Annotated in this window: 3 protein-coding genes; all 3 read right to left on the reverse strand. The window is 72.0% G+C overall.

Translation table 11 applies throughout. The features are described 5' to 3' along the window. Positions 1–110: 110 nt before the first annotated feature. Entirely contained in the window at positions 111–1,715 is a 1,605-nt protein-coding gene (locus ACNPM4_RS14615) for an FGGY family carbohydrate kinase (RefSeq protein ID WP_448986123.1), read from the reverse strand. Continuing rightward, positions 1,703–2,722 (reverse strand): NAD(P)-dependent oxidoreductase, encoded by a 1,020-nt coding sequence (locus ACNPM4_RS14620; RefSeq protein ID WP_448986124.1) that lies wholly within the window; start codon positions 2,720–2,722, stop codon positions 1,703–1,705. Before ACNPM4_RS14620 ends, ACNPM4_RS14615 begins: the two co-directional genes overlap by 13 nt. 33 nt (positions 2,723–2,755) lie before the next feature. Beyond that, positions 2,756–3,188 (reverse strand): GntR family transcriptional regulator (locus tag ACNPM4_RS14625; protein ID WP_448986125.1); only part of this gene is annotated, 433 nt, incomplete at its 5' end.

Below are 3,188 nucleotides of genomic sequence, written 5' to 3' on the forward strand. Positions count from 1 at the left end.
GCGGCCCCGCGGATGTTCTGCGAGAAGCGCACGGCCGGTGTCTCGGAGTGGAACTTCTTCGCTGCGGCGTTGCCTTCGAGGTCTGCCATGGTGTCTCCTTCTGGTGGTCGTCAGCCGGCGTGGCCGACGGGCGAGAGTCGGGTGGGGGAAAGGTCGTGGGGGCCGCGGGCGGCACCCGGTGGGGTGAAGAGCGGGAGCAGGTCGGGGCCTGAGATCGAGAGCATGTCGCGGTACACGCGGTGCCAGCGCTCGGTCACCGCGCGGTACTGCTCGTGCTCGCCGGGGTCGACACGCTCGATGCGGTCGGGATCGCCCATCGGCGGCAGGGCGGCGCCCACACCGCGCGCGGCCAGGCGGGCGGCGCCGTACGAGGTGGCTTCCGGCGCAGGGGTCACGCGGGTGTCGAGTCCGGTCACCCCGGCGATCACCCGCGGCCAGAGAGCGCCCGCACTCGAGCCGCCGGTGAAGGTGACCGATCCTTCGGCGACCGCTCGGCCGCCGGTGAGGGAAGCGAGGATCTCGAGGTGCGCGCCGGCCACGATCGCGGCTGATTCCTCGATCGCGCGGACGAATGCTCCCCGTGACGAGCGGGCCGCGTCGTTGATGTCGAAGCCCACGAACGCGGGGGCCGCGTGATGCCAGGCGTCCGCCTGCATCACATTCGCCATGGTCGCGACGACACCGTTGGCGCCTGCCGGAACCGCCGCGGCCCATTCCTCCATGACGGTGAAAGCGGACGTTCCGGCTGCGCGTCCGAGCTCGGCGGCGTCCGGGCACATCGCATCGCGGAACCAGCGCATCGCGAGTCCCGAGAGGAAGCCGATCCCCTCGACCATCCAGGTACCCGGATCGACGTGGCAGAGCGTGCGCAGTCGCCGCTCGGGGTCGATCAGCGGTTCCGATGTGACGGCCGTGGTCTGCCAGAACGTGCCGGCGACGATCGTCGGCACGCCTTCGCGGGCCGCGATGCCGTGGAGCGCGAGCTGGGTGTCGGCACCACCGGTCACGACGGGCGTGCCCACCGGGAGTCCCGTGGCGGCTGCCGCGGCGGGTGTGACGACTCCGACGACCTCACCGCATTCGACCACGGGAGGGAGGATGCTGCGGTCCACGCCCACGAGTCGCGCGAGCTCGTCCGACCAGTTCCTCGACCGCAGGTCGAACAGCGCCGAACTCGAGCCGCTGGTCGGCTCGGTGACGAACTCGCCCGTCAGGCGCGTCGTGACCCAGTCGCTCAACATCCCGAAGTGGCGCGCCTGCGCGAAGAGGTCGGGCTCGTGGCGGGCGATCCACCGCAGGCGGGCCGGGGCCGTGATCGACACCCAGTCCCCCGCCGTGCGGTACACCTCGTCGGCCACACCTTCGGCGACCAGTTCGTCGGCCTCCGCGCGTGCCCGACCGTCGGTGTTCGGGCAGGCCCAGAGCTCGCTGCCCCCAGCGTCGTACAGGACGAATCCCTCCCGCATGCTCGACGCTGCCACGGCCGCGACGCGCCGCCCGCCGAGGTGCGCCACGACCTCCGAGACGGCGGCGGCGATGGCCCTCCATCCGCTCTCGGTGTCGAAGACCGTGCCGCCGGGGTGCCCCGGTACGGCGGTGTGCGTCCACTCGCGCGCTGCTCGGGTGACCAGTCGGCCCTCGATGTCGAAGGCGAGCGCTCGCGCCGATCCGGTGCCGGCGTCGATGGCGAGGAAGACGTCCGTCATCGTTCCCATCGCAGGCTCCCATCCGTGAGGAAACTCTCGACCTCGGCGGCGAGCATGTCGGCACCGCGGACGAGCGTCTCGTTCGTCGCGCCGGCCAGATGGGGCGTGAGGATGAGGTTCGGTTCCGCGACGAGCTCCCGCCACGGTCCATCGGGTTCGTTCACGTCGAGGGCGACGCCGGCGAGGTGGCCGCTGCGCAGCGCCTCGAGGAGCGCGTGCTCGTCGACGAGCGATTCCCGGGCGGTGTTGATGAGGAACGACCCCTCCGGCATGCGGGCGATCTGCGCGGCGCCGATCATGTGGCGGTTCTCGTCGGTGGCTCGCGCATGCACGCTGACGACGTCGCTCGCGGAGAGCAGCGCGTCGAGGTCGGAGACGATCGTGGCATCCGCCACCGAGGCCGGGTCGACGAAGGGGTCGTACGCGGTGATGGTCGCGCCGAGCGCCCGCGCCCGAGCCGCGACGAGGCGGGCGACGTTGCCGAAGCCGATGAGACCGAGTCGCAGTCCCTTCACCTCGCGGCCGAACCAGCGGGCCCCCTCGAAGGTCGATTCGGCGAGCGGACGGCCGTCGGCGACCCGCTCGTCCACGTCGCGCAGCGACGCCGGCACGTTGCGCACGAGGGAGATCAGGAACCCGATCGTGAGGTCGGCGACGGCATCCGCGTTCTTCCCCGGGGTCGTGGTCACTCGTACCCCGCGCTCGCGCGCCGCGTCGAGATCGACGTTGACGGGGCCGCCGCGTGCGCATCCGACGAGGCGGAGGTCGGGGAGCGCGGCCAGGACGTCGGCGGTCACGGGCGCCGCGTGGAAGGCGATGACGTCGTAGCCGCGGCCGAGGCTCGCGACCTCCGCCGGGTCCCCCTCGTACTCCCGGATGGAGGAGGTGTCCCACGTCGGCGTCGTGATCGTCATCGTCGTCGCGTCGACGGCGAGACCCCGCTGCGCGAAGGCGCGGGTGAAGATCTCGGCGGTCATGTAGCTGTCGCCGATGACGAGGATGCGGTGGTCGGTCATGTGCAGGGCTCCCGGGGTTCGTGAGTGGGTGGGTCAGCGCAGAGCGGCGGGGTAACGACCGGAGGCGGTCTCGGTCGAGATGCCTCCCGCATCGAAACCGGTGTCGACGCTGACGCGGAGGCGATCGGTGCGCACGGAGGCGCGGGAGAAGTCGATGGGCTGGCCGCTCTGGTCATAGGCGACGGCCTCGACGACGACGATCGGATGCCCCGGCTCGACCTCGAGCAGGCCCGCGAGCGCCCGATCGGCGGCGACGGCCTCGATCGTCCGGTGCATGCGGGCGATGCGGACGCCGGCGACGTTCCTGATCGCGGCGTACAGACTCGCGCGGGGGTCGCGGAGGTCGGGCAGCACCCCGGCGAAGCGCGACGGCAGATAGTTGATCACGTGCACGGCGGTGCGCGAGCCCACGGCGCGCACGCGCTCCAGCACGAAGCCCGTGCCGTCGGGAGAGTCGCGTCCGACG

The organism is Microbacterium umsixpiens, from assembly GCF_053543675.1.